The 22,262-nt window shown below is 43.1% G+C and carries 19 protein-coding genes; 9 read left to right on the top strand and 10 right to left on the bottom strand.

The window, feature by feature from the left end; all coding sequences use genetic code 11:
• Positions 1-118: 118 nt before the first annotated feature.
• Complete coding sequence (locus tag BJP37_RS44080) at positions 119-2,125, top strand: aldose epimerase family protein (RefSeq protein WP_081431545.1); 2,007 nt, start codon at positions 119-121, stop codon at positions 2,123-2,125.
• Positions 2,126-2,307: 182 nt separating this feature from the next.
• Here the strand turns inward: BJP37_RS44080 and BJP37_RS30855 are convergent, their stop codons facing one another.
• Positions 2,308-3,786, bottom strand: coding sequence for a PQQ-dependent sugar dehydrogenase (locus BJP37_RS30855; protein ID WP_075904650.1), 1,479 nt, complete (start codon positions 3,784-3,786; stop codon positions 2,308-2,310).
• A gap of 308 nt (positions 3,787-4,094) precedes the next feature.
• On the opposite strand from BJP37_RS30855, the gene BJP37_RS30860 reads away from it, so the two are divergent.
• Together BJP37_RS30860 and BJP37_RS30865 are read left to right on the top strand one after the other, a co-directional pair.
• Positions 4,095-5,363 carry a GTP cyclohydrolase II gene (locus BJP37_RS30860; protein WP_198954232.1) on the top strand — a complete coding sequence of 423 codons (1,269 nt, stop codon included), beginning with the start codon at positions 4,095-4,097 and terminating at the stop codon, positions 5,361-5,363.
• A 63-nt stretch (positions 5,364-5,426) separates the two neighbouring features.
• Positions 5,427-6,863, top strand: a complete 1,437-nt coding sequence (locus BJP37_RS30865; RefSeq protein WP_075904651.1) for a URC4/urg3 family protein — start codon at positions 5,427-5,429, stop codon at positions 6,861-6,863.
• 101 nt (positions 6,864-6,964) lie between these two features.
• Here the strand turns inward: BJP37_RS30865 and BJP37_RS30870 are convergent, their stop codons facing one another.
• Entirely contained in the window at positions 6,965-8,092 is a 1,128-nt protein-coding gene (locus BJP37_RS30870) for a site-2 protease family protein (RefSeq protein ID WP_075904652.1), read from the bottom strand.
• Between the two features lie 446 nt (positions 8,093-8,538).
• Here BJP37_RS30870 and BJP37_RS30875 point away from each other — a divergent pair, with 446 nt between their 5' ends.
• Positions 8,539-9,060, top strand: coding sequence for a 2TM domain-containing protein (locus tag BJP37_RS30875; RefSeq protein WP_330359479.1), 522 nt, complete (start codon positions 8,539-8,541; stop codon positions 9,058-9,060).
• Here the strand turns inward: BJP37_RS30875 and BJP37_RS30880 are convergent.
• Both BJP37_RS30880 and BJP37_RS30885 read right to left on the bottom strand, forming a co-directional pair.
• Positions 9,050-10,105 carry a tetratricopeptide repeat protein gene (locus BJP37_RS30880; protein WP_075904657.1) on the bottom strand — a complete coding sequence of 352 codons (1,056 nt, stop codon included), beginning with the start codon at positions 10,103-10,105 and terminating at the stop codon, positions 9,050-9,052. The two genes, BJP37_RS30875 and BJP37_RS30880, sit on opposite strands and share 11 nt — an antisense overlap.
• An 87-nt stretch (positions 10,106-10,192) precedes the next feature.
• Positions 10,193-10,858 (bottom strand): RNA polymerase sigma factor, encoded by a 666-nt coding sequence (locus BJP37_RS30885; RefSeq protein ID WP_070392451.1) that lies wholly within the window; start codon positions 10,856-10,858, stop codon positions 10,193-10,195.
• A 424-nt stretch (positions 10,859-11,282) separates the two neighbouring features.
• On the opposite strand from BJP37_RS30885, the gene BJP37_RS30890 reads away from it, so the two are divergent.
• Both BJP37_RS30890 and BJP37_RS30895 read left to right on the top strand, forming a co-directional pair.
• The gene (locus BJP37_RS30890; protein ID WP_070392452.1) at positions 11,283-11,879 is read left to right on the top strand and encodes a glyoxalase-like domain protein; all 597 of its coding nucleotides are present in this window, start codon (positions 11,283-11,285) and stop codon (positions 11,877-11,879) included.
• Between the two features lie 96 nt (positions 11,880-11,975).
• Entirely contained in the window at positions 11,976-13,019 is a 1,044-nt protein-coding gene (locus BJP37_RS30895) for a hemolysin family protein (protein WP_075904659.1), read from the top strand.
• Between the two features lie 142 nt (positions 13,020-13,161).
• Here the strand turns inward: BJP37_RS30895 and BJP37_RS30900 are convergent, their stop codons facing one another.
• From BJP37_RS30900 to BJP37_RS30910, 4 genes are all read right to left on the bottom strand, one after another.
• Positions 13,162-13,440: a hypothetical protein gene (locus BJP37_RS30900; protein ID WP_075904662.1), complete on the bottom strand. Its 279-nt coding sequence runs from the start codon at positions 13,438-13,440 to the stop codon at positions 13,162-13,164.
• Between the two features lie 806 nt (positions 13,441-14,246).
• Positions 14,247-14,411, bottom strand: coding sequence for a hypothetical protein (locus tag BJP37_RS40335; protein ID WP_158069834.1), 165 nt, complete (start codon positions 14,409-14,411; stop codon positions 14,247-14,249).
• A 144-nt stretch (positions 14,412-14,555) separates the two neighbouring features.
• Complete coding sequence (locus BJP37_RS30905) at positions 14,556-15,467, bottom strand: MBL fold metallo-hydrolase (RefSeq protein WP_075904664.1); 912 nt, start codon at positions 15,465-15,467, stop codon at positions 14,556-14,558.
• 769 nt (positions 15,468-16,236) lie between these two features.
• Positions 16,237-16,746: an inorganic diphosphatase gene (locus BJP37_RS30910; RefSeq protein WP_075904666.1), complete on the bottom strand. Its 510-nt coding sequence runs from the start codon at positions 16,744-16,746 to the stop codon at positions 16,237-16,239.
• A 295-nt stretch (positions 16,747-17,041) separates the two neighbouring features.
• Here BJP37_RS30910 and alr point away from each other — a divergent pair, with 295 nt between their 5' ends.
• Positions 17,042-18,268, top strand: coding sequence for an alanine racemase (gene alr, locus BJP37_RS30915; RefSeq protein ID WP_081431390.1), 1,227 nt, complete (start codon positions 17,042-17,044; stop codon positions 18,266-18,268).
• A 121-nt stretch (positions 18,269-18,389) separates the two neighbouring features.
• Here the strand turns inward: alr and BJP37_RS30920 are convergent, their stop codons facing one another.
• On the bottom strand, positions 18,390-18,605 hold the full coding sequence (locus BJP37_RS30920; RefSeq protein WP_075904668.1) for a hypothetical protein: 216 nt from the start codon (positions 18,603-18,605) through the stop codon (positions 18,390-18,392).
• Between the two features lie 134 nt (positions 18,606-18,739).
• On the opposite strand from BJP37_RS30920, the gene rpsB reads away from it, so the two are divergent.
• Entirely contained in the window at positions 18,740-19,570 is an 831-nt protein-coding gene (rpsB, locus tag BJP37_RS30925) for a 30S ribosomal protein S2 (protein WP_075904670.1), read from the top strand.
• Between the two features lie 158 nt (positions 19,571-19,728).
• A complete protein-coding gene (gene tsf / locus BJP37_RS30930; protein ID WP_075904672.1) occupies positions 19,729-20,385 on the top strand; it encodes a translation elongation factor Ts in 657 nt (218 codons plus the stop codon).
• A 318-nt stretch (positions 20,386-20,703) separates the two neighbouring features.
• Here tsf and BJP37_RS30935 read toward each other — a convergent pair whose 3' ends face one another.
• Positions 20,704-21,582 carry an Rpn family recombination-promoting nuclease/putative transposase gene (locus tag BJP37_RS30935; RefSeq protein ID WP_075904674.1) on the bottom strand — a complete coding sequence of 293 codons (879 nt, stop codon included), beginning with the start codon at positions 21,580-21,582 and terminating at the stop codon, positions 20,704-20,706.
• Positions 21,583-22,262: the final 680 nt, after the last annotated feature.

Genomic DNA, 22,262 nt, shown 5'->3' on the forward strand with positions numbered 1-22,262 from the left:
CTCTATTATATTACTTTAAAAAACTCGTTATAATAGATGACAATTAATTCCTAAAAAATTAACTATGTTCCCTTGGTCAATGTTACTAAAACTAATCACAGTCTTTACCGCAATGGTAATGACTGTACTTTTAGTAAAATCAGATTTATACAATAGATTTAACCCTGAGCAATCTTACGCCACAGCAAATAACTACCAGACCAAACAAAACAAAACTGTAACCAAGATTGAATTTGGCCAGACTAAAGATGGTCAAAACGTTTATCTCTATACTTTAACCAATACCAATGGTTTAGTAGCTAAGATAACCAACTATGGTGCTACTCTTACTGAATTACACTTGCCTGACAAGAGCGGTGAGCTAGAGGATGTAGTGCTGGGATTTGATAGTCTAGAAGCTTATTTGACCGCTAAGCACTACCTATATTATGGTGCAATTGTTGGTCGCGTCGCTAATCGGATTAAAGATGCTCAGTTCACTCTCAATGGTCAAAAGTATGATCTAGCTGCTAATGCCCCTCCCCATCACATACATGGTGGTAACAAAGGTTTTGACAAAGTGGTTTGGAAAGCTGAACCGATTAACAGTAGCCAAGGACAGGCACTAAAACTAACTTATCTGAGTCCTGATGGAGAAGAAGGATATCCAGGTGATTTGACAGTTACAGCCATTTACACTCTGACTAACGATAATGAGTTAAAGCTGGAAATGACTGCTACCACTAACAAACCTACTCCTGTCAACTTGGTGAATCATACATATTGGAACTTGGCTGGTCATGGTTCTGGAAATATTCTAGGACAATATTTAACGATCAATGCCGATAGATATACGCCTAACAACGAACAGCGCATCCCTACAGGAAAGATTAAATCAGTTAAAGATACACCCTACGACTTTACTAAGCCTCAGTTGATTGGAGATGGAATTAATCAGCTTAGAAATACCCTAAAGCCAAACTATCCAGGAGGCTACGACCTCAATTATGTCTTGAATGGAGAATCAGAAAAAATCAAACTCGCAGCTACTGTATATGAACCAAAATCTGGTCGGGTGATGGAGCTTCACAGTAATCAGCCAGGAATACAGTTTTTTTCGGGAAATCTTCCTAAGCTTAGAACTGTGGGTAAAGGAGATGTTGTTTATACAAATCATCAAGGTTTGTGCCTAGAGACACAACATTTTCCTGACTCAGTCAATCAGCCTAACTTTCCTTCGGTTATCTTGAATCCAGGTGAAACTTACCGACACCTAATGGTTTATAAATTTTACACCAAACAAAATAATCTAGGAAAAATTATTGCTCCCAATACTCAAGTTGAAAAGGTAGCAGGAGGTTTTAAATTTACTGAAGGACCTGTTTGGCATCCCGATGGCTTTCTACTATTTAGTGATATTCCAGCTAATACCATTTATAAATGGCAACCAGAGCAAAAAACCGAGATTTTTCGTCAACCTTCTGGCAATGCTAATGGTAATACGTTAGACCGCTCAGGGCGTTTAGTTACTGCCGAACATAGTAATCGTCGTCTATCCCTAACACAGAAAGATGGACAAATCGTAACTCTAGCTAGTCACTACCAAGGCAAGCGGCTGAATAGTCCCAACGATCTAGCAGTCAAATCAGATGGTAGCATCTATTTTACCGATCCTCCCTATGGCATCAAATCCGAACAAGAAGAATTAGGGTTTTATGGTGTTTATCGCCTAGCACCAGATGGCACACTAACCCTGCTAGTTGATGACTTTGTTCGCCCTAATGGTATTGTCTTTTCCCCAGATGAAACTAAATTATATGTGAATGATTCACAAAGAGGTCATATTCGGGTTTTTGATGTCAAGCCAGACGGGATGTTAGAGAATGGAAAACTTTTTGCCGAACTGAAACCTCCTAGTAAAGAGGGGGCAGCAGATGGTATGAAGGTAGACATCCAAGGCAATGTTTACAGCACTGGACCAGGAGGAGTTTGGATTTTTGATCCCAGTGGCAACCTACTGGGCATTATTGAAGTGCCAGAAGCTCCCGCTAATTTAGCCTGGGGTGACAGTGACTACCAAACCCTTTACATTACAGCAAGAAACAGTCTTTACCGTATCCGTCTTAAGATTAAAGGGATGCCCTAGAAAGTTATAGCAATTATCCTGGATTAATCAGAGACTTAGTAGGAGTATATAATTCATAATTAAGATTAATAATAGTGAATTTTTAGGATGGGTATAGCGATAGCGAAACCCATCTATCTCTCGCTCCTATTCAGTTTTATCCTTCAACCTAACCTACAATAAGGTGAATTCCATAACCATCATTATTGCAAACTATTATGGTCAATAGGGGATTTCGGTGAACGAACGAGTTTCCTAACTTTACCATCTTGTTTTGATGTCACATAGATTTCTCCTTCTTCGTCCACCCCGAATCGCACATCGGATCGTTTTTTTCCAATAATTTCTAGAAAAGAAGCGTCTTGCTCTCCGTCCAAGAGTCTGAGTTCTTTTATTTTTGCCTGTTTGCCATCGACAAGTTCATCTACAGGAACGTGGAAAAATCTGCCATCATGAGCGAAGTCAGCAAAAATGTATTGACCGATTAATTCAGGAATTGCTTTGCCCCGATAAACATAACCACCAGCGATCGCAATTCCATAGAAGCCTTTTATGTCGGGGGGGATGTCATGGTCATATTGGGCAACGGGATAAGTATAGCCATAGGAGCGATCATTTTTGGGTAATGCAAACAAAACATTTTCATTATTTTCCTCTATAACCCAAGTACCTTCCCGCTCGCCCCAACCATAGTTAGCTCCTTTGATACCAAGATTAACTTCTTCAATAAAAGCCTGACCAGTATCAGCAATCAACATTTTGCCTTCGCCACCAGTATCCCAGCTAAAACGATGGGGATTACGCAGTCCATAAGCCCAGATTTCACCCAAGGTCTTAGGATCGTCATCTGTAACAAAAGGATTATCACCAGGAATACCATATTTACCATTAACACTCTTATTCCCAAAGGGATCGATTCTGAGAATTTTGCCCAGGGGTGTTCCCAGATTCTGTCCATTATCCAAGGGATCGGTATCGCTAACAGGGTAGCCATCACTACCGCCATCAGCTACAGCAATGTAGAGCAAGCCATAATCATCATCCCCTGGTTTAGCATTGGGATTAAAGCCCAATTGTCCAACATTATGATCTGGGTAAGGCTCTTCAATGCGCAAAATCTCACGGGATATTCCGACAAAAGTATTGCTAGAAGGGTTTGTTGCCTTCCACTCGCGAATTACATCGTGGTGGGCACTTTCGATAATGTTATTGTTACTGTCAATAATTGGTTTGGTAACGGGGAAGTCAGGAGTACCGCCAGTTTTAACTTCGCTAGTTACAGTATAAAAAATTCCATTGTTAGCAAATTCTGGATGAAAAGCAAAATAAGCGAAGCCCTGTTGAGGAGTTTCATAAGTAAAGTCTGCACAAATTAGTTTTTTCAGATTCATATAAACAGTAGCAGTGCCGTCAACAATGACATACAACTTGCCACGCATATCGTTAACAAATAATCGTCCGCTACCATCTCCTGCATGGGTAAGCAGGTTCAAGCGAGCAGCTTTCTTTCTTCCAGTTCCACTATTGGGAATTTTAACAACTTCTTCCAATCCGACAGAGAGTTCTGACTTTTTAATTGGCTCGGGAATGGGATCGGTTATCTGGGCAGAAGAAATCCTGGTAACAGCAAAGATGACCAAAAAGAACGAGAAGATAAAACAGAGAAGGCGAAATTTATTCATACATAATATGAATGCTGCTAAGGTAAGGGCGCAGACGCTAAAAATATGAGAAATACCAAAATACGAAACTCCTTGTTATAAGTACCTTGTGAGGGATTGAGCTTGGAGTAATGGTGGCGTAATTTGGTTTTTTGCATGTTACAGCTCAAGGCACTGGTTCCGCAATAATTCTTGCCCACTAGAGCAATAGTAATAGAAACTACTGATAGTCCTGTTAGAAATTGTTACTATAGTAGTTTATCTCTATTAACCAAGTCTTAGATATTAAGACCTAGACACTCATCGGTGCATTCTACAGATTAACTATAATGGAAAATTCAAAAACTATAACCAAACCCAAGCATATCGTTTTAACCTCCCATCCTAGCTCTTCTAGATGCAATTCTCCAGCAATTAACTGGGGAGAAAGTGACCCCCTCAAACGAGGACCTATTGTCGGTACCTTAGTGAACTCAGGTCATCGCAATGTTATTGGTACTCACTCAGGCTCCTATTCAGTGTATCGAGCTTTAGCCGTAGCCAGTGGTACACTCGAGCCTAATCACCGCCCGGATCTCACCAACACTGCGCCCATTGTTCCCATTGGTCCTCATCCCAGTTGGACTGACCCTAATTTGATTGTTTCTCTCGACCCCTTTGGGGCGATGGTAGGTGAAGTTTATAGCGATTTATATCAGCAGGGATACGACATTAGACCCACAATTGCCATCACCAAAGCTCATATCAATATGCCAGAACTACAGGATGCTGTAGAGAAAAAACGTTTAGCAATTGATGGCAAAATTATTAAAAACGATGGTAGTTTAGTAGTAACTAAAGTAGCAATTGACCCGGTTTGGTATCTACCCGGAATTGCCCAACGATTGGACATTCAGGAAAGTTACCTGCGCCGTGCTCTATTTCAGCAAACCGGTGGCATGTTTCCAGAACTGATCACTCGCCCCGATTTAAAGGTATTCTTACCCCCCATTGGTGGCATCACTGTCTATTTAATTGGTGATGTGGCAGCCATTACTGAACCGAATCGACTGCTGGCTGTACGAGTTCATGATGAATGTAATGGTTCCGATGTTTTCGGTTCCGACATCTGCACCTGTCGTCCCTATCTAGTCCATGGTCTAGAAGTCTGTGTCGAGACAGCCCAAGCTGGAGGTGCAGGTGTGATTGTTTATTTCCGTAAAGAAGGTCGCGCCTTAGGTGAAGTGACTAAGTTTCTAGTGTATAATGCTCGCAAACGTCAGGCAGGAGGTGATAGCGCTAATGCCTACTTCAACCGTACAGAGTGTGTGGCTGGGGTTCAAGATATCCGCTTCCAAGAACTAATGCCTGATGTGCTCCATTGGCTGGGAATTAAACGAATTGACCGTTTTGTCTCCATGAGCGATATGAAATATAACGCTATCGTTCAATCCGGTATTGAGATTATTCAGCGCATTCCCATTCCAGAACACTTGATTCCCGCTGATGCCCAAGTAGAAATCGCTGCCAAAAAAGCCGCTGGTTATTACACTGAAAATACAACTGAACAAGATGCGATCGCATTGGCTGAAATTCAAGGACGTGGTTTAGCAGATTAGTCAAGAGTCCTTAGTCACTCCCGAATTGCTTATTCTCTATGCCTTCGTAATTCCCTGTTGCCTATGTCACCTGTGGATAATGCACAACAGCAGTTAATCGCTTACTTAAGAACCCCATTGGCAATTCGGGAGAGATGCGATCGCATTTTCACCTTAGCTACTGCTGACCAGTTGCAGTACTTTCGCTGCAATTTAACCAAGCTAGAGCAAGTAGCTAACTATGTCATCGAGGTCATGCAGCAGCACTACCCCGATTTCCAGATTCCATTTCATAGTCGCTGGCGGCATTTTGAGGTAGGAAATGTCCCTCGTCTTCAGGAACTAGACCAGAAATTGGCAGGATTCACTTCACTCCAAAAAGCCCAAACCAAATTCGACTTAGTCATCATTAGCGTCCTGCTCGATGCTGGGGCTGGCAGCAATTGGCAGTATCATGAACCAGAAACCGGACTAGTGTTTTGCCGTTCCGAAGGATTAGCCGTTGCTAGTTTCCGCATGTTCTGTCAGGGAGCTTTCTCCAGCGACCCAGACCTACCTTGGCAAGTCGATGCCAAAGGACTTCAATCCTTGAGTGCCCATGACTTAGCCCAGGGATTCCAGGTCAGCCAAACCAATCCACTCATAGGCATAGAGGGTAGGCTAGCTTTACTAAAGCGCTTAGGTAAAGCAATGGTTTCCTTACCACAGATGTTTGGAAAAGTCAATCCTCGTCCTGGCAACTTAGTAAATTACTTGGTAAATTACTTGGTAAATTACCAATTGCTAGATAAGTTGCAGGTTACCAAGGGATTGCACGATAGCAACTTCAACCTTGAAAGTTGCCAAGACAACCAAAGCTGGGTCAAGCCACTTACAGATTTACAACCTCTCCAGGAGCAACCTGCAACTTGTCAACCAGCTAACCTACAACCTGCCAAGCTACAACCTGCAACCTGTGAACTGGCCAACCTTCTAAGTGCGACTAACCTATTCAGCACCGTCCTGGAGGGATTAGGGGATATTTGGCCAAAACGAGAATCAATAGCGGGGGTCAATTTAGGGGATGTGTGGCAACATTCTGCTCTCAAAGGGGATAACTACGGTTCCGAGTATGTACCATTTCACAAACTCTCCCAGTGGTTAACTTACTCTCTATTAGAGCCATTGCAGGAACTGGGTTTAGAGATTACTGAACTTGATCAGTTGACCGGCTTAGCAGAATATCGCAATGGGGGCTTATGTTTAGATCTAGGATTACTAGAGGTCAAGGATAGCGCTATTTTACAACAGTCTCACTTACCCAGCTCCGAAGTGATTATTGAGTGGCGAGCACTCACCGTTAGTTTGCTAGATCAAATAGCAGCAACTATTCGTCAACAATTGAACCTGAGTGCTACTGAATTGCCACTAGTAAAAGTCTTACAAGGAGGAACTTGGACAGCAGGACGTAGAATTGCTGCCCAATTGAGACCAGGAGGATCTTCCCCGATTCAGATAGACAGTGATGGCACAGTCTTTTGACAAAATTTGACCTGCTCAATTGGGTACTCAAGCCTAGTTGGGTGATCGAGTTGGTTGAGTTACCCATTACCCATTACCCATTACCCCTTACCCATTACCCCTTACCCCTTACCCTCAATAGCCTTTTTTCGTTCTTCGAGGATACTGCGAATGGAAGATGTATCCAGAATTCCCACCAGTACACCCTTGTCACCAACAATAGGTAGCTGATCTAGCTGCTCTTTATCCATAATTTTGACAACCTCTAACAGAGAATGGTCCGATTGAACAGTTTTCAAAGTCTTAACAGGCTTCATCAGTGCTCTTACTGGAGTCACCGGCCAATTAGAGGTAGGAACAGTTTTGAGATCATCCACTACTACAACTCCTAGCAGTTGGCCCGCTTCATCAGTTACTAGAAACTTGCGCCACTGATTTTTACCAATAATGTACTCGTTAGCAAACTCCCTTAGAGACAAATCAGCGAATACAATTGGGCTGTTGGGAATGACCGCATCTTCTGCTGTCAAGCCCTCTAACTGGTCTTTAACCATAGCAGATTGGGCCGACATGCCAGCATTTTGGAGCAAGAACAAACCAATTAAGGCAAACCAGATGCCATTAAAGCTACCATACAGTAGGATTGGAAGCACTCCATAAATAATTCCTCCCCAACCAAAGAACTGACCAACACGGCTAGCAAATAACACACCTTTGTGTGGGTTGTCCGTAACTTGCCAAACCAGTGCCTTCAGGATGTTACCCCCATCTAGTGGTAAGCCAGGAATTAAGTTAAACAATGCTAAAGCCAAGTTGATGGAGGCGAGGAGTCCAACAATTGATGCCAATGAACTAGCTAGATTAGCATTAGCCTGAACGGCAGTTAGTAGAGCAAATAGTAGCAAACTAACAGCTGGACCAGCAATCGCAACTAAGAACGCCTCTAGTGGACTTTTTGATTCTTTCTCCAGGCTAGCTAGACCACCAAATAGGAAGAGAGTGATAGATTTAACCTCAATTCCCTGCTGGATCGCTACAAAGCTGTGTCCTAGTTCATGAGCTAAGACAGAGGCAAATAACAAAAGTGCCGTAACAAATCCTAAAAACCATGGCAAAACACCGCTCAATCCTGAAAAATTTGCTAAGTCACCTCCGAAATCAAAGGTAACTAAAGCTAAGATTAGAAACCAGCTTGGATTCACATAAAAGGGAATGCCAAATAAATTCCCAACACGAATACTGCCGTTCATGCAGACTACCTCAAACTCTCCTAAGACGTTTTTTTATACCAAGTTGGCTTATAAGGTAGTAGATAGGTTATGGTTCATGGTTAACAGTTCATGATTCATAGTTCATGAAAAATAAACTATGATACCATTGCCAGTTATCCTTGGCAGTAAAGGGTTTATCGCTTTTGCCAATCAACAATCAACCAAGAGCAATGAACAATTAACCTACCTTCAAGCAACTCGATAGTAGTTTCGTCTTTCATGGTTCTATCGTAACGAAATGTAAAAGATTTGCCGATTGCTTAAATGCCGTAAAATCCGTCCACGCTTAGTGCGGTTTTAGGAATGCAGGTGGTTTGACCCCTCTGTGTTTCCATCGGCATAATAAAATTAAGCACCGCTCAAGCGTGTTTAGAGCAACATCTTCTTTAAGCACTACCCCCCTTCCTACTAGTTAAACTGACTAAATGATGTCCGTCTTTGAAACCAAAATCACCCACTCTTACAACCAACAAGATATCCAGCAAATCCTCAATCTAGCCCTGGCACGTCAGGAAATGGTTGAAGATTTTTCCCGTGAACAGTTGGTAGAAATTGCTTCTGAATTAGGGATTTCAATCCACACTCTCTTGGAAGCCGAACGAGAATGGCTAGCCCAGCAACAAGAAGAGCAAAAACGTCATGAATTCAATAACTACCGACGTAGCCAATTTAAAAAAAGTTTTGGAAAGTTTGTAATCGTTAATAGTTTTTTGTTGGCGATTAATCTAATTAACGTTGGTTACCTGTCTTGGTCTTTATATATTTTATTGTTCTGGGGTTTGTGGATAGCACTCAGAGCATGGAATACTTATCAAATACAGGGCGATGACTACGAAAGAGCTTTCCAAAAATGGAAACTTCAAAACCAGGTAAAACAGATCGCCCAATCAACGTATACTAGTCTCAAAAACTGGATTCAAGACCAAGGACTAATGACTAAGGAGTAACATAAATAATTTGAGCTAAATCGCTGATTAACAATGTTTCTTCCTGAATATCTCCTAAAGCATGAGCCACTGCGATCGCTTTTTCATAAAAAGCCCGAGCTTCTAACCAATTACCAGTGTCTTGGTATAACTGGGCAAACAACTTTAGAGCAACAAGCTCTTCACGGCGATTGTTTTGTTCTTGTGCCAAAGCCAGATATTCCTTTAGTGCTTTCACCGCTTGCCGATTCTTACCTGTAGCAATATGGGTTAACGCTATACCCTTAATAGCACGAATCTGATTGAAAACATTGTCAACTTTTTCAGCCAGTATCTGGGCAATGCGGTAAGAATACAAAGCATCTTTTTCCTGTCTAGCGGCGAGATAGGCATCTCCCAAATTATTCCGGATATTCGTCTCACCTAACTTATCCCGAGAGCGACGCCGTAAAACTAGAGCAGCTTCATACCACTTAATCGCCTCGGGATAGTTTCCCCCTTGAGCTGCCACTAAGCCTAGATTATTCAGACTCAACCCTTCACCGTCATCATCCTTAATCGTACGGGAAATGGTCAGTGCTTCCGTAAAAGCTTCCTGGGCCGCTTTGAGGTTTCTCGTTTGCAGTAATAATATTCCAATATTATTTATACTATAAATCTGTGGCTGAAAACTTTGTTGAGAACGAGCAGCACCCAAGCCTCGGCGCAAGGCTCGCTCTGCATCTTGATAGCGTCCCAACTTAGCGTAAGTCTGACCTAGGGAATTGTAAGTCTTACCCAATCCCTCAAAGTCACCAATTTGCTGATAAATTTCTCCCGCTTGGGACAAATACGCGATCGCATCGTTCAATTTACCACTCTGTTTTGCCAGCTCTGACTGTTCCAGGAAAAAATCTGCCCGATTTCTTGCTTTGCGGTCACGAAGATTGTCTAAAGGGATTGCCAGTTGTTGGTCAATGCTCCGAGTCTGACCCCAAGCCATCGGGCATGCCAACATTACCAAGGGGGTAAAGGCTAGCGCTATGATTCCGGAAAGACTAGTCACCAACCTGCTACGATTCGCCATACCAAAAGACTCCGTTTGATCAACGTTTCTGCTATTATCGAAGTTATGATCAAAGTACCCCAATCAAGGGTGCAAACTAACCGCCCCTTATTCGCTCAAAACCGGTACTGCAAAGAGATCAGACTCTTCTCGATTTTTAGCTTCGACCCCCAGATAGACCACCCGAATATCCTCGGGTAAAGCAGCTTCCAACAGTTCATAGCCTTCTTGAAGTTCTTTTCTCACCTGAGCTGGAGTAATCATTTCTCCCTCCGCTTGCAGATAAGCCGCAATTCGCGTTTCACTCCAGTGAAAGGTCTGAGCCATGATTACCATCAACCGCACCGCTGGTGGTAGCTGTTCCAATGCCATTTCCAGATAACACCACAAGGGTGGTGGTGCTACGTTGAGGTTATAGTGAATAGACTCCACTGGTGGCAAGTCTGCCTGGTTAATACAAACCGCCGTTAGGTTTATAATCTGGTTTTGGAAGGAGGTTGACTCTAGTCCATAATCCTCCCGCAAATCCATGCCACCCAGTTCGTGATAGATGTGACGCCAAGTCAGAGCAAATAGATATTCCGCCTGTACAGGCGATCGCGCTGAGTGGCGCACTAATGTATAGACAATAGGACTGTAGCGACAGAAAATTGCTGTAAAGTACTTCCCTTCAGACCGATGACGCTGAAACAAAGTCAGCAATTCCTGATCACTATGATGAAACAGTGATTTAATAAGTGGATGCTTAGATTCAGGAAAATTGGGAATTTGCACAATCTTTCAATAAAAGCTGTAATTAGGAGAATTAGACTAGATGCATCCTGATCTCACCACAACCCCCTCATCTTGAGAAAGGGGAAATGCCGATGGTTAACTGGCATTGGAGTAGATCAATGTCGGGACCTAATATCCTAGGTCTGCACTAGACCTCAAGATGAAGGAGATGGATGACGATACCAAGTCTACAACCTTTGGTGCTCCGATGCTCCTTCAGTTGAAGCTAAAATCGAGAAAAAGCGTTCGCGTAGCGTGGCCCAAAGGCCATCGCCAAGGTGCGCGCCTCCTAGGGCGCGAGGGATTGCTCGCGCCCTAGGGTCGCACCTCAATGTCTGATGGTAATAATATTACCTACGATTGGACAAAAAGTTCATAAGGACCTTTAAACTAATTTATCCAGTTGCTAACTCTGTTTAAGTTTATGATTCTATCAGTTGATATTATTTCCTGGCTAACTTCACCCCTGCCTCTTGGCGCATTTTTACCCTCTTTGCCTTTAGATAGCCTGTTTTCCACTCAAGGCATCATGGTAATGCTCCTAGCCGCCTATGCCTTTGCCATGTGGATGTTTTTGACCAGCGCTCCAAAAGTTCACACCATCATGGTGTCTGATTTGGCAATAGCGCGACAGTTTTATGAAGGCTTGCTAGAGTTATCCGCAGCAGAAGTCCCCCTACATTACTACTATAATTACGAGCAGACCATGGGCAGTACCAGCATTGATCCCCTATATATGTCAACCAATCTGGGCACCACCCAAGCTACCCAGTTCAGTGGTACTGATGGGCTATGGTACCAGTTAAAGAAGAATACCCAGCTCCATGTGATTTCCGGAGCTAGCTTGGGCAATAAAAACCAACAACGTCACGTGTGCTTTGACCATGAGTGCTTGGATCAAGTTTTGATGCTGGTGCAGATGAGACGGCTGAAATACAAAGTGCGCACCCTCAAGCCCCTTAACTTTTTGGTCAAGGATGTGGACGATCGTGTAATTGAACTGGCAGAAGTTTCTAATTAGCGGTTAAATCAATAATGGTGAGTTAATCAGGGATTAGGCGGGTAACAATTGCCCGTAGCGCACCAGCCTAAGGTTTTACGCCTAATCACATTTACCATGTTTCAAGTCATTATCGCAGTACTTATCGTTCTGTTGGGTTCAGCCATCTGTGCTATGGCAGAAACGGCTTTGTTTTCAGTGCCTACTGTTAAAGTCCGACAGTTAGCGCAGTCAAACAAGCCTACACCATTAGCACTACTGGCGATTCGCAAAAACATGAACCGACCCATAGCTACCATTGTTATTCTCAACAACACCTTCAACATTGTTGGCAGCATCGTAATTGGTTCCCTTGCTGCTAGGGTCTTAGGAGAAGCTTGGTTGGGGGTTTTTTCAGGTCTATTTACCTTTCTCATTATTGTATTTGGGGAAATTGTCCCCAAAACCCTTGGTCAGATCTACGCCCAAAACATCGCCCTACTCGTGGCTCTACCAGTTCGATTCTTAACCGTTGTGTTTACGCCTCTGGTGTGGTTGATGGAAAAAATTACTGCTCCGTTTACTAAAGGTCAAAAACTTCCTACCACCAATGAGGCGGAAATCCGGTTTTTAGCCAAGATTGGGTATCAAGAAGGGGTGATTGAAGATGATGAAGCAGAAATGATCCAACGAGTATTTCAGTTAAATGATTTGACTGCATCTGATTTAATGACACCGCGAATCCTAACCACCTATTTACATGGTAATACCACTTTGGCTGATGCTAAACCAAGCATTATTGCTTCGCCTCACACCCGGATGCCTGTGGTTGAAGACTCTATTGATAAAGTTATTGGAATTGCTCTCAAAGATGAGTTACTCACAGCAATCATTGAAGACAAACATAACCAACCCCTTGCTTCTCTGATTCGTCAAGTCCGCTTTGTACCTGAAACTGTTCGGGCTGATAAGCTACTGAAAACCTTTCAGCAAACCCGTGAACATCTGATGGTTGTACTGGATGAATATGGGGGTGTTTCTGGTGTAGTCACCCTGGAAGATGTACTGGAAGTGCTAACCGGTGAAATTGTTGATGAGACTGATCGAAACATTGATCTACAAGCAATTGCTCGTAAACGGCGAGAAAAAATGTTGCAATCTTATGGGCTTGATCAGGATTAGTTTTCGGTAAAATAATAAATAGAGGCTTTTTCTTTGAGATGTAAACATAGAATTGAAAAAAAGCGATTAATCGCTGCTATTATGTCCCTATTGCCTGTTACTTGTTACCTTTAAATAAAGCTATATAAATAAAAAAAATGAGCTAGGTTTTGTGACATATTTTATAAGCTTGTTCTTCTGACTCTTCAAGAGTTTTAAATTGTGAGTATAGCTTTTCAATGGTTTCTTGATCGGTACTTTCTACGGTCACATTAAACACTATACTATTGAATTGATTTTGGGCTGTTTTTACAACTTCTTCAGCTTTCCTACAAGATGGATTTATGAGTATTTGATCAAGTTGAGGAAAACACCCACTTAAGCAAAACGTTAGTATAAAGATTATTATTCTATTAGCTTGGGCAATAGTAGCAAATTTCATCAGACAAGGGTGTAACTTAAGTTAATTCTAATACCCACTACTTAAGGTAATCTAGAGTTTCAGGAAATTTCATCAAAACCTTGGCCGTGGGCCACGCTTCGCGAATGAATGATTCCACCAGTAAAGTACCTAGGATTTCAAGTCTTTTCTAGAGCATCACTTCAGTCAACAGAGTATCCTGCTACTTACTACTATACAGATCCACTATACAGAGCCACGGTTGTCTACCCCTACTAACTGATAACTATTGACCTCAGTTTTTGGTTATCTTCCCACTGCCACAAGCTTGAGATCATCTCTGCCACCCGCGCGATCGCTTTTGTCAATTTGCTCTCAATACCCTTGAATTATTACGAATCTAGATGTTTGTCCTATAGGATGACCCTTAGGGCACAAGTTTTGGGCTTATACGGTGGAATTGAGCTAAAAATCAGCCAAAAAGCCAACATAATCTATATCGGACAGGCAATATTGCACAGGTATTGAGCCTATTGGTATCAGCCATTTGGCTGATTTTTGCCATGAGGGGTGTGACCCCTCATTAATTGTGATAAATTTTAATTAGTAGATGCACCCTGATGATCGAGAGAGTCAAAAAACTGGCTCTCTTTTTTTTTGGGCATAGGGATTGCCTCAGAGGAGCAGCGTTTTACCGAATCACTTGCCCCAAGCCAGCTGATGAAGCTGATCAAATAGACATCTTTAAAAGTATTTATTAAAACTATTGCCAAATATATTTACCTGATAAAACGACTCTTTAAATATAGCGCTACATATTAAAGGATTAGGCTAATCTAATTGAAAACTTAATTAGAGGGATTTCCAGTAACCGACAACCACCAGGGTGAACCATTGGGTTCAGTATCAGTATCCCGAAAGGGAGTAATAACCAACAGCATTCCCCAGAGTGCGATCGCTTCCGGAGCGTAGCGGCTCCATTCGCGTAGCGTGGCCCAAAGGCCAAGGAGCATCGCATTCTGGGGAATATCAAAACTACCTAATTCTATTCAGACCAATGTGATCACGTCTTAACAACACCTGTTAAGGCAATATAGTTACCAATATAATTCTCTAAATTTCGCTAAAATTCCAGCACTATAGTCATACCTAATAACCTATACTCTTGAACAAACAGGCAAAACCATCCCCTCCCGAGCCAGTAAGTGATTAGGATAGAAAGATTGGAGTTGCTTTTGTAGTCTGTCGAGATAATCATCATTATAGTCAGGATGATAACGAGACATAACTATGCGCTTAACACCTGCCACCTTTGCCGTTACTATCCCAGTTTGCCAACGGTCATCTTGCCAAATCAAAGGTGAATAATTAAACAGCTCATCTTCTTTGAGGGGAAAGGGAGTATTCAAAATTAGCAAATCTGCCTGACGGCATAGGTATCGTAAATTTTCATCAATACCACCCCAACCATGGGAGTGACTAGTGGCGTATACAACAGCATATCCTTGCCAGTTGACCCGATAACCCATTGCTTGATGTGATTCATTAAGAAGGACAGCCTCCACAGTTACATCATCTAGGGTTACTGTATGACCTGACTTCAGCCCGTGAAATTTCAGATCTGACTGCATGACCTGAAGGGGAACTGGAAAATTTGGAGCAATCATTTGCTGACCTAGACGCTGTTCGATGGACGCCCCATCAGGTGCTGCTGCTCCATAAATATGAAAACAGTTACCAGGAATAAACGCAGGAGTAAAAAAGGGAAACCCTTGAATGCTGTCCCAATGGCTATGGGAAAAAAAAATGTGAGCTTCTATGGGCATTTCCTTAAGCCAATGATTTCCCAGCACCCGTAAACCACTGCCACCATCAAAAATTAAGCGTTTTCTGCCAACACGCATTTCTACACAAGATGTATTGCCACCATAGCGAATGGTATCTGTCCCAGGAGCCGAAATTTCACCCCTAACGCCCCAAAATCGGACGCTCATGTCCCCTCCAGTGCCATGTTTTAGGCTGGGTTTAGCCTTATAGTTGCCTAGTGTGGGTGCTACTAGATTTTGCATGTTGAATCTATGAATTAAGTGAGCCTAAGTTAGGAATTATTCCCATTGGTAGATTCCCACTAGAGGATACTCAGGTAGTATTAAGTAATCATCTGTGGTTAACCACTAATTTATGTTAAAGTGGGTCGATTGCATACATCCAATTGCATACATCCAATTGCATACATCCAATTGCATACATCAAGAGTAATTAGATGGGGGAAAGCAAGCACAACAGCCCCAGTAATTTAGTCATATCTCTAATCTCGAACCGTTCAGCCCCCCGAAACAAGTTAAGATACAGTTATGCTTTATCTTAACTGTATCTTAAGTGTTGGTTAATTTTAACGGATTTAGGAACAAACAGTTTGTGACCTATGTCACACATGCATCAAATTAATTCAATCAATCAATCAGAATGGGAACTGGGTATTGCATCGCTTATCCCTTGATCGGTCAGCTTTCATCTATCGGAAGTCAGCCTATTTCCTTATAGCTTAACCTCGACAGCTAAACCAAAAGCTCAGTTTATGCCCATCTCAAGTATAACTGCTCACCCCATCCCATTCTCACCCGATTATCTTCTCACCTAAAAAGGTAATATCTTTGAGCTTCTGTTGGTATCACTCCCTGACCCTAGTCTAGTAGGGTTGGGGGATTTTTTTATGCTTGCCCTTAAAACAGAGAATGGCTAATCGCCTTGCTAGCTTTATAGCAAGGCGATTAGCCTAAAAAAAGAAATGCTAGTGGAACTCATCTCACCGATGAGTTCCTACTTGATCAGTCCCTACTACTTATAGTTTTTGATCGACTTTTCCACCAAAGGCATTACGTGATCAAGATCTTTCCATCCTAAAATTTCAGTTACTTTCTTTTCCAGATTTTTGTATGTCTTGAAAAATTCAGCAATCTCATCCAACCGATGGGGCGCTATATCTTGGAGAGTTTTTACCTCAGCGTAGCGAGGATCCTTGTCAGGAACACACAGAATTTTTTCATCCCGATCACCCCCATCGATCATTTCCAGCATCCCGATTGGTCTAGCGGTAATGACACAACCAGGGAACGTAGGTTGATCCATTATCACCATACCATCAAGAGGATCACCATCATCTGCTAGAGTGTTAGGGACAAAGCCGTAGTCATAGGGGTACTGTACGGATGCATAAAGTACCCGGTCAAGGGCAAAGGCTTCTAGATCCTTGTCAAACTCATACTTATTTTTACTACCTGCGGGAATTTCAATTAAAACGTTGATCAGACCTGGTTTAGGTTGAGCAGGAATCTTTGATAAATCCATGAACTATATGTTTCAAAAAAACAGCAGATGTGGGTTATCTCATCTTTAGTGCTTAAGACATCCTAATAGCTGCTTTAATACTTACCCAAACAAATCCCATAGTTCAGGATTTTTTAGGTAGGTAGAATAGCCAACCGATCAGATTATCCTGAGCAGGGTGCCGTTCAATGGCAGCTATATTGAACTACTAGCCCCGTGGAACATTGTGACATCTCACCGCAACTTTTCAAACCGCCATTCGACTGATAGTGTGTAATGTGTGTGTAATGTGTGAGTGATTGAGGAGTGAAGTCCGATGGGAGAGCTTCAGCAGAGGATTGGTATAACACCATTACAGTCGGAATCTGTCACACAAATCCTAGGGGATGATACTGACTGCCTAAGTGACCCGTTTTATCCTGGATTACGCCAACGAGCCTGGGCCGAAATTGATAAAGTTGCTCTTCATCAAAATTTACGGCAAATACAGCAGCTTTTGCGCCATCCTACCCAACTAATGGCAGTGGTGAAAGCCGATGCTTATGGCCATGGTGCTCTAACCGTTGCCCGCACAGCGATAGATGCTGGTGCTGGGGGGTTATGTGTTGCTACTGTCTCAGAGGGCATTCAACTCAGGCAAGGGGGAATTAAGGCCACTATACTCTTGTTGGGAGCGACTAATACCCCAGAACAAGTCAAAGCGATCGCTCACTGGCAATTGGAACCAACTCTGTGTAATCCTCAACAAGCTTTAGTGTTTTCGGAAACCTTGAGTGGTCTAAACCAAAGCCTGCCAGTGCATCTGAAACTAGATACAGGAATGTCCCGGTTGGGAATGCCTTGGCAAGATGCTATCGAGTTTGTACGCCTAGTCCAACAATTACCTAACTTGGAAATAGCTAGTGTCTATTCCCATCTAGCCACTGCTGATAGTCCTGACCCCACAGTGATGAGACAGCAGCATCAAAGGTTTAAAAACGCGATCGCACAATTGCAGGCTGGTGGCATAACTCCTCCCCGATTGCACTTAGCCAATTCCGCTGCCACCTTAACCGATTCAGCATTGCACTACGATTGGGTGCGTGTCGGATTAGCCCTCTATGGTCTCTATCCAGCGGAGCATCTTCAAAATGTTATTCACCTCCAGCCAGTGATGCAGGTAAAAGCGCGGATCACCCAAATTAAAACTATTCCCCCTGGCACTGGTATCAGCTATGGCCATCAATTTATTTCAAATCGACAGATGCGTATAGCAGTAGTCGGTATTGGCTATGCTGACGGTGTTCCCCGAAATCTTTCTAATCGCATGAATGTCATCATCCGAGGGCAGCAAGTTCCTCAGATTGGCGCAATTACTATGGATCAGCTCATGTTGGATGTTAGTGATATTCCTAATATACAAGTTGGGGAAATTGTTACCTTAATTGGACAGGATGGGGAAGAGCAAATCTCAGCAGATGACTGGGCTATGGCTTTAGGCACCATTTCCTGGGAAATTATTTGTGGTTTTAAGCACCGACTACCCCGTGTAGTAGTAGGGTAAGCCGTCAGCCGTCAGCCGTCAGCGGTCAGCGGTCAGCGGTCAGCGGTCAGCTTATTATATTCAAAAGTAGCGTGGCCACAGGCCAAAGGCTGATAGCTGATAGCTGATAGCTGATAGCACCTCAAGTAGCGTGCGCTAATCGCTGATAGCTGATAGCTGATAGCTGATAGCTGATAGCTGATAGCTGATAGATGATAGCTGATAGCTGATAGCACCTCAAGTAGCGTGCGCTAATCGCTGATAGCTGATAGCTGATAGCTGATAGCTGATAGCTGATAGCTGATAGCTTACCAATTAACAAATTTAATGTTATTAAAATAAAATTTATCCATGCCATCCCTTTGCCATTAGGGAGTCAGAATGTGTTACCCTAAAAGGGTTTTATAAACATCGCACATCCAGGGTTTCGGGTGTTTCTAAAGGGAAATCCACCTGGATGGAGGTTAAACCCGAATTAGGAGTTAAAAAATTATGCCTGTAGTTTCTTTAGCTGAAATGCTAGAGTCAGGGGTTCACTTTGGTCACCAGACTCGCCGATGGAACCCCAAGATGGATCCTTACATTTACACTGCTCGCAATGGTGTCCACATCATTGACTTGGTACAGACAGCTCAGCTGATGGAGGACGCTTATCACTATATCCGGACCTCATCAGAGCAGGGCAAAAGATTTCTGTTTGTTGGTACTAAGCGGCAAGCTGCTGGAATTATTGCCCAAGAGGCAAGCCGTTGTGGTGCCTACTATGTCAACCAGCGCTGGTTAGGTGGCATGCTCACCAACTGGGAGACAATTAAGACCAGGGTGGAGCGACTGAAAGATTTAGAGCGTCGGGAGACCAGTGGTGCCCTTGACTTACTGCCAAAAAAAGAAGGCTCTATGCTGCGTCGGGAACTAGGCAAGCTTCAGAAGTATCTAGGTGGCATCAAAATGATGCGTAAGGTTCCCGACATTGTCATAATCATAGACCAAAAGCGTGAGTACAACGCTATTTTGGAATGTGAAAAGCTAAGTCTACCGATTGTATCACTATTAGATACAAACTGCGACCCTGATTTAGCCGATATTCCAATTCCAGCTAATGACGATGCAATCCGGTCGATTAAGCTAATCATAGGTAAACTGGCTGATGCCATTTACGAAGGGCGTCATGGTCAGCTAGATGCGGCAGAGGAATATGAATACGAAGAATTTGAAGAGGGATTAGAGGAGTTCCCAGACGAGGAAGAAATTCAAGAGACTGAACAAAGTGAGCAAATTGAATCCGTAGATCAAGGAGATAACCAGGAGACTGAGGAAGAATAGTTAGTTATCTTCGAACTTGAAGCCCCACGCTGAATTTACCCTTTGATAAATATCAACTAGCTTTCAGCGTGGGCTGGTAAGCCCATACTCACGGATCGAGTAGTGTGGGAAGATATCACGGTGTAATCAGTTTCACTAACAGTAGGAACAAAAACAACATGGCGGAAATTACAGCAAAACTTGTCAAAGAGCTACGGGAAAAAACCGGCGCTGGCATGATGGATTGCAAAAAAGCTCTCGTAGAAAGCGACGGAGACACGACCAAAGCTATGGAATGGCTGCGGAAAAAAGGCATTACCTCAGCTGAGAAAAAATCCGGTCGTGTGGCAGCAGAAGGAATTATCGGCAGCTACATCCACACTGGTGGTCGAGTCGGTGTACTCGTAGAAGTTAACTGCGAGACCGATTTTGTTGCCCGCCGCGACGAGTTCCAAGCCCTAGTCAAGAACGTCGCGATGCAAGTGGCAGCTTGCCCTAACGTTGAATACGTGAAGGTCGATGACATCCCTCAAGAGATTGTTCAAAAAGAAAAAGACATTGAAATGGGTAGGGATGACCTAGGCAAAAAGCCAGAAAACATCAAAGAGAAAATTGTTCAGGGTAGGATTGACAAACGCCTTAAAGAACTCTCGTTGATGGATCAACCTTACATTCGTGATCAAAGCATCACAGTGGAAGAATTAGTCAAGCAATGTGTTGCCCAGTTGGGTGAAAACATCCAAGTGCGTCGCTTCACTCGCTACGTCTTGGGTGAAGGTATAGAAAAGGAAGAAAGCAACTTTGCTGAAGAAGTTGCTGCCCAGATGGGTTCTTAAACCGAAGCTTACCTTTGAGCTTCACCCTTGAGCTTGATCAACACGCTTCACTGATTTCGGAGATAGGGAAGATCAGCTAGTTTAGCAGGAGCCTCACACCATAATCTTTGATTTGGTGTGAGAGGAATGCGCGGTTCCACCCGGGGGTTCAATGCCCCCGTATGGAACCCATCACAACGCTTTCACAGGCAAGTCGTCAGATGGCCCTGATGGCTCCAAGGGCAGACTTGACCTCACCAAGTGTTCAAGGCATTGTAAAGTTGGGAGTTTTTTTTACAGCATTTCTAGAGTATGAGTGGTATCAACTCCATGTGAGCATTATTGGTCTACCTGTGACAACCAGCTCAACAAATCTTCCCAACTATTCAACTCAAAAATAATATCTGTTAACCCTTCCAAATTTGACAAAGACAAACCTTGAACTAAGTTGTTTATTTCCTCGGTCATTTCTGGGAATCGTTTTTTCAGCAGACGCATGACCAAAATCTGTGCCTCAGTGATGCGACCTTCTTGATGACCTTCTTGATGACCTTCTTGGTGACCTTCTTGGTGACCTTCAGCCTTAACTTCCCGATAAAATCTGGTCTGTTTCCATTCTGTGAGTCCAAACATCGCTTCTAATTCCCTCCAGGGACGTTCAGGAAATTTATAGACTAAGGCTTGTTCTATTAATTCTATCGCATTTCTTTGCTGTGCTACTGGTAGAGCCCTCGCACATCTTTCCAGTTGCTGTACTCTGTGTTGGACATTGGTCTCTGGTTCTACTACCAGGCGTACCAGTCCCAATCCGATTGAGTCTGAGGTGTCTGGAGTTTGATCGAGGTAAAGTGAGCGCAGATATCCTGTTTGGACTTCACCATCGTAACATCTGGGAATCCCTGTATCCAAGCTGCCCTTAGCCCAAAATACTACCGCTTGCCAGCCATGTCGCCAACGATTTTGTCCCAAGTAGACAAACACTTCTTGCATCAGGCGATAGTACAAGTCCTCATCTTTCTGAAATTGGACTTCTACGAAATAAATAGGGTCGCCATCTCGTTTGGGGAGAAATACACCGTCGGTGCGTTTGGCGAGTTCTTTGAGTTCGATGGCCTTAAAATTATAGTTTTGTGCTAGTTGAGAGTTTTCTTCCAGGAGTTCAAAGAAAGTACCAGGGAGGGTTTGGAAGACTTTATAAAATAGGCTGTCAGTGCGCATTGGTTGGCATTGGAAGGAACTGGCATTTGGGTTATCTGGCCAATATTATCATCGGTTGGTGTTATTTTTTGATATTATTTTTTTATAATGACAAAAGTGTACGCCCATATATAAAGTGCTCTTCTGATATCGAGTCCGCCTCAGCAGTTGAACTATCAGTAAGTCTTGGGGAGTAATTTGGTGGGCAAAGGGAAAAGGGGGTATTTGATGAATCTATTGGTAAAGTTTCCCCTTGCCCACCCTACGAGTTCTGCGATCGCCTCAGTTCTAGACGCTTAACTTGTGCCTGATATTGTCTTCTCTCCCAGACAGCTTTTTCTATCTCTTCTTGGGTACAGTCTAAACGTTGACAAGTATCTGTTAACCAGATTACTTAAGGTAGCTTTCCAGAAAGAACAGCCGCCAGAGTGGGCGTGACAAAAGTTTTTAGAGAAATTCAACTACTTGCCGCCCTTGGATTTGCGACGTAATTCTGTACTGATCGGAGCAATAGCAGAACAGCAAAAAAAATACAAGAATTATTTACAAAAAGTTGCAAAGCTGGGAAAGCTGGGACAGGAGTGGGTTTGGGAACAGCTTTGCTTGGAATTAGGGGTTTAGTTGTGACCGTCGTGCTATTAATTCTATTTGGGTGCGGCTCTTATAGAAAGACGATAGAATGGGGAAGAGTTTTTTAACCC

The sequence above is a fragment of the Moorena bouillonii PNG genome, from assembly GCF_001942495.1.
GTDB classification, from domain to species: domain Bacteria; phylum Cyanobacteriota; class Cyanobacteriia; order Cyanobacteriales; family Coleofasciculaceae; genus Moorena; species Moorena bouillonii.

Bases quoted from the DNA above. Each gene is read 5' to 3' on its own strand.
- BJP37_RS30900 (WP_075904662.1), bottom strand. From the start codon at position 13,440: ATGAAATTTGCTACTATTGCCCAAGCTAATAGAATAATAATCTTTATA.
- BJP37_RS30910 (WP_075904666.1), bottom strand. From the start codon at position 16,746: ATGGATTTATCAAAGATTCCTGCTCAACCTAAACCAGGTCTGATCAAC.
- rpsB (WP_075904670.1), top strand. From the start codon at position 18,740: ATGCCTGTAGTTTCTTTAGCTGAAATGCTAGAGTCAGGGGTTCACTTT.
- BJP37_RS30895 (WP_075904659.1), top strand. From the start codon at position 11,976: ATGTTTCAAGTCATTATCGCAGTACTTATCGTTCTGTTGGGTTCAGCC.
- BJP37_RS30855 (WP_075904650.1), bottom strand. From the start codon at position 3,786: ATGAATAAATTTCGCCTTCTCTGTTTTATCTTCTCGTTCTTTTTGGTC.
- BJP37_RS44080 (WP_081431545.1), top strand. From the start codon at position 119: ATGACTGTACTTTTAGTAAAATCAGATTTATACAATAGATTTAACCCT.
- BJP37_RS30905 (WP_075904664.1), bottom strand. From the start codon at position 15,467: ATGCAAAATCTAGTAGCACCCACACTAGGCAACTATAAGGCTAAACCC.
- alr (WP_081431390.1), top strand. From the start codon at position 17,042: ATGGGAGAGCTTCAGCAGAGGATTGGTATAACACCATTACAGTCGGAA.
- BJP37_RS30870 (WP_075904652.1), bottom strand. From the start codon at position 8,092: ATGAACGGCAGTATTCGTGTTGGGAATTTATTTGGCATTCCCTTTTAT.
- BJP37_RS30865 (WP_075904651.1), top strand. From the start codon at position 5,427: ATGTCACCTGTGGATAATGCACAACAGCAGTTAATCGCTTACTTAAGA.
- BJP37_RS30860 (WP_198954232.1), top strand. From the start codon at position 4,095: ATGGAAAATTCAAAAACTATAACCAAACCCAAGCATATCGTTTTAACC.
- tsf (WP_075904672.1), top strand. From the start codon at position 19,729: ATGGCGGAAATTACAGCAAAACTTGTCAAAGAGCTACGGGAAAAAACC.
- BJP37_RS30875 (WP_330359479.1), top strand. From the start codon at position 8,539: ATGATGTCCGTCTTTGAAACCAAAATCACCCACTCTTACAACCAACAA.
- BJP37_RS30920 (WP_075904668.1), bottom strand. From the start codon at position 18,605: ATGGCATGGATAAATTTTATTTTAATAACATTAAATTTGTTAATTGGT.
- BJP37_RS30880 (WP_075904657.1), bottom strand. From the start codon at position 10,105: ATGGCGAATCGTAGCAGGTTGGTGACTAGTCTTTCCGGAATCATAGCG.
- BJP37_RS40335 (WP_158069834.1), bottom strand. From the start codon at position 14,411: ATGCTCCTTGGCCTTTGGGCCACGCTACGCGAATGGAGCCGCTACGCT.
- BJP37_RS30935 (WP_075904674.1), bottom strand. From the start codon at position 21,582: ATGCGCACTGACAGCCTATTTTATAAAGTCTTCCAAACCCTCCCTGGT.
- BJP37_RS30890 (WP_070392452.1), top strand. From the start codon at position 11,283: ATGATTCTATCAGTTGATATTATTTCCTGGCTAACTTCACCCCTGCCT.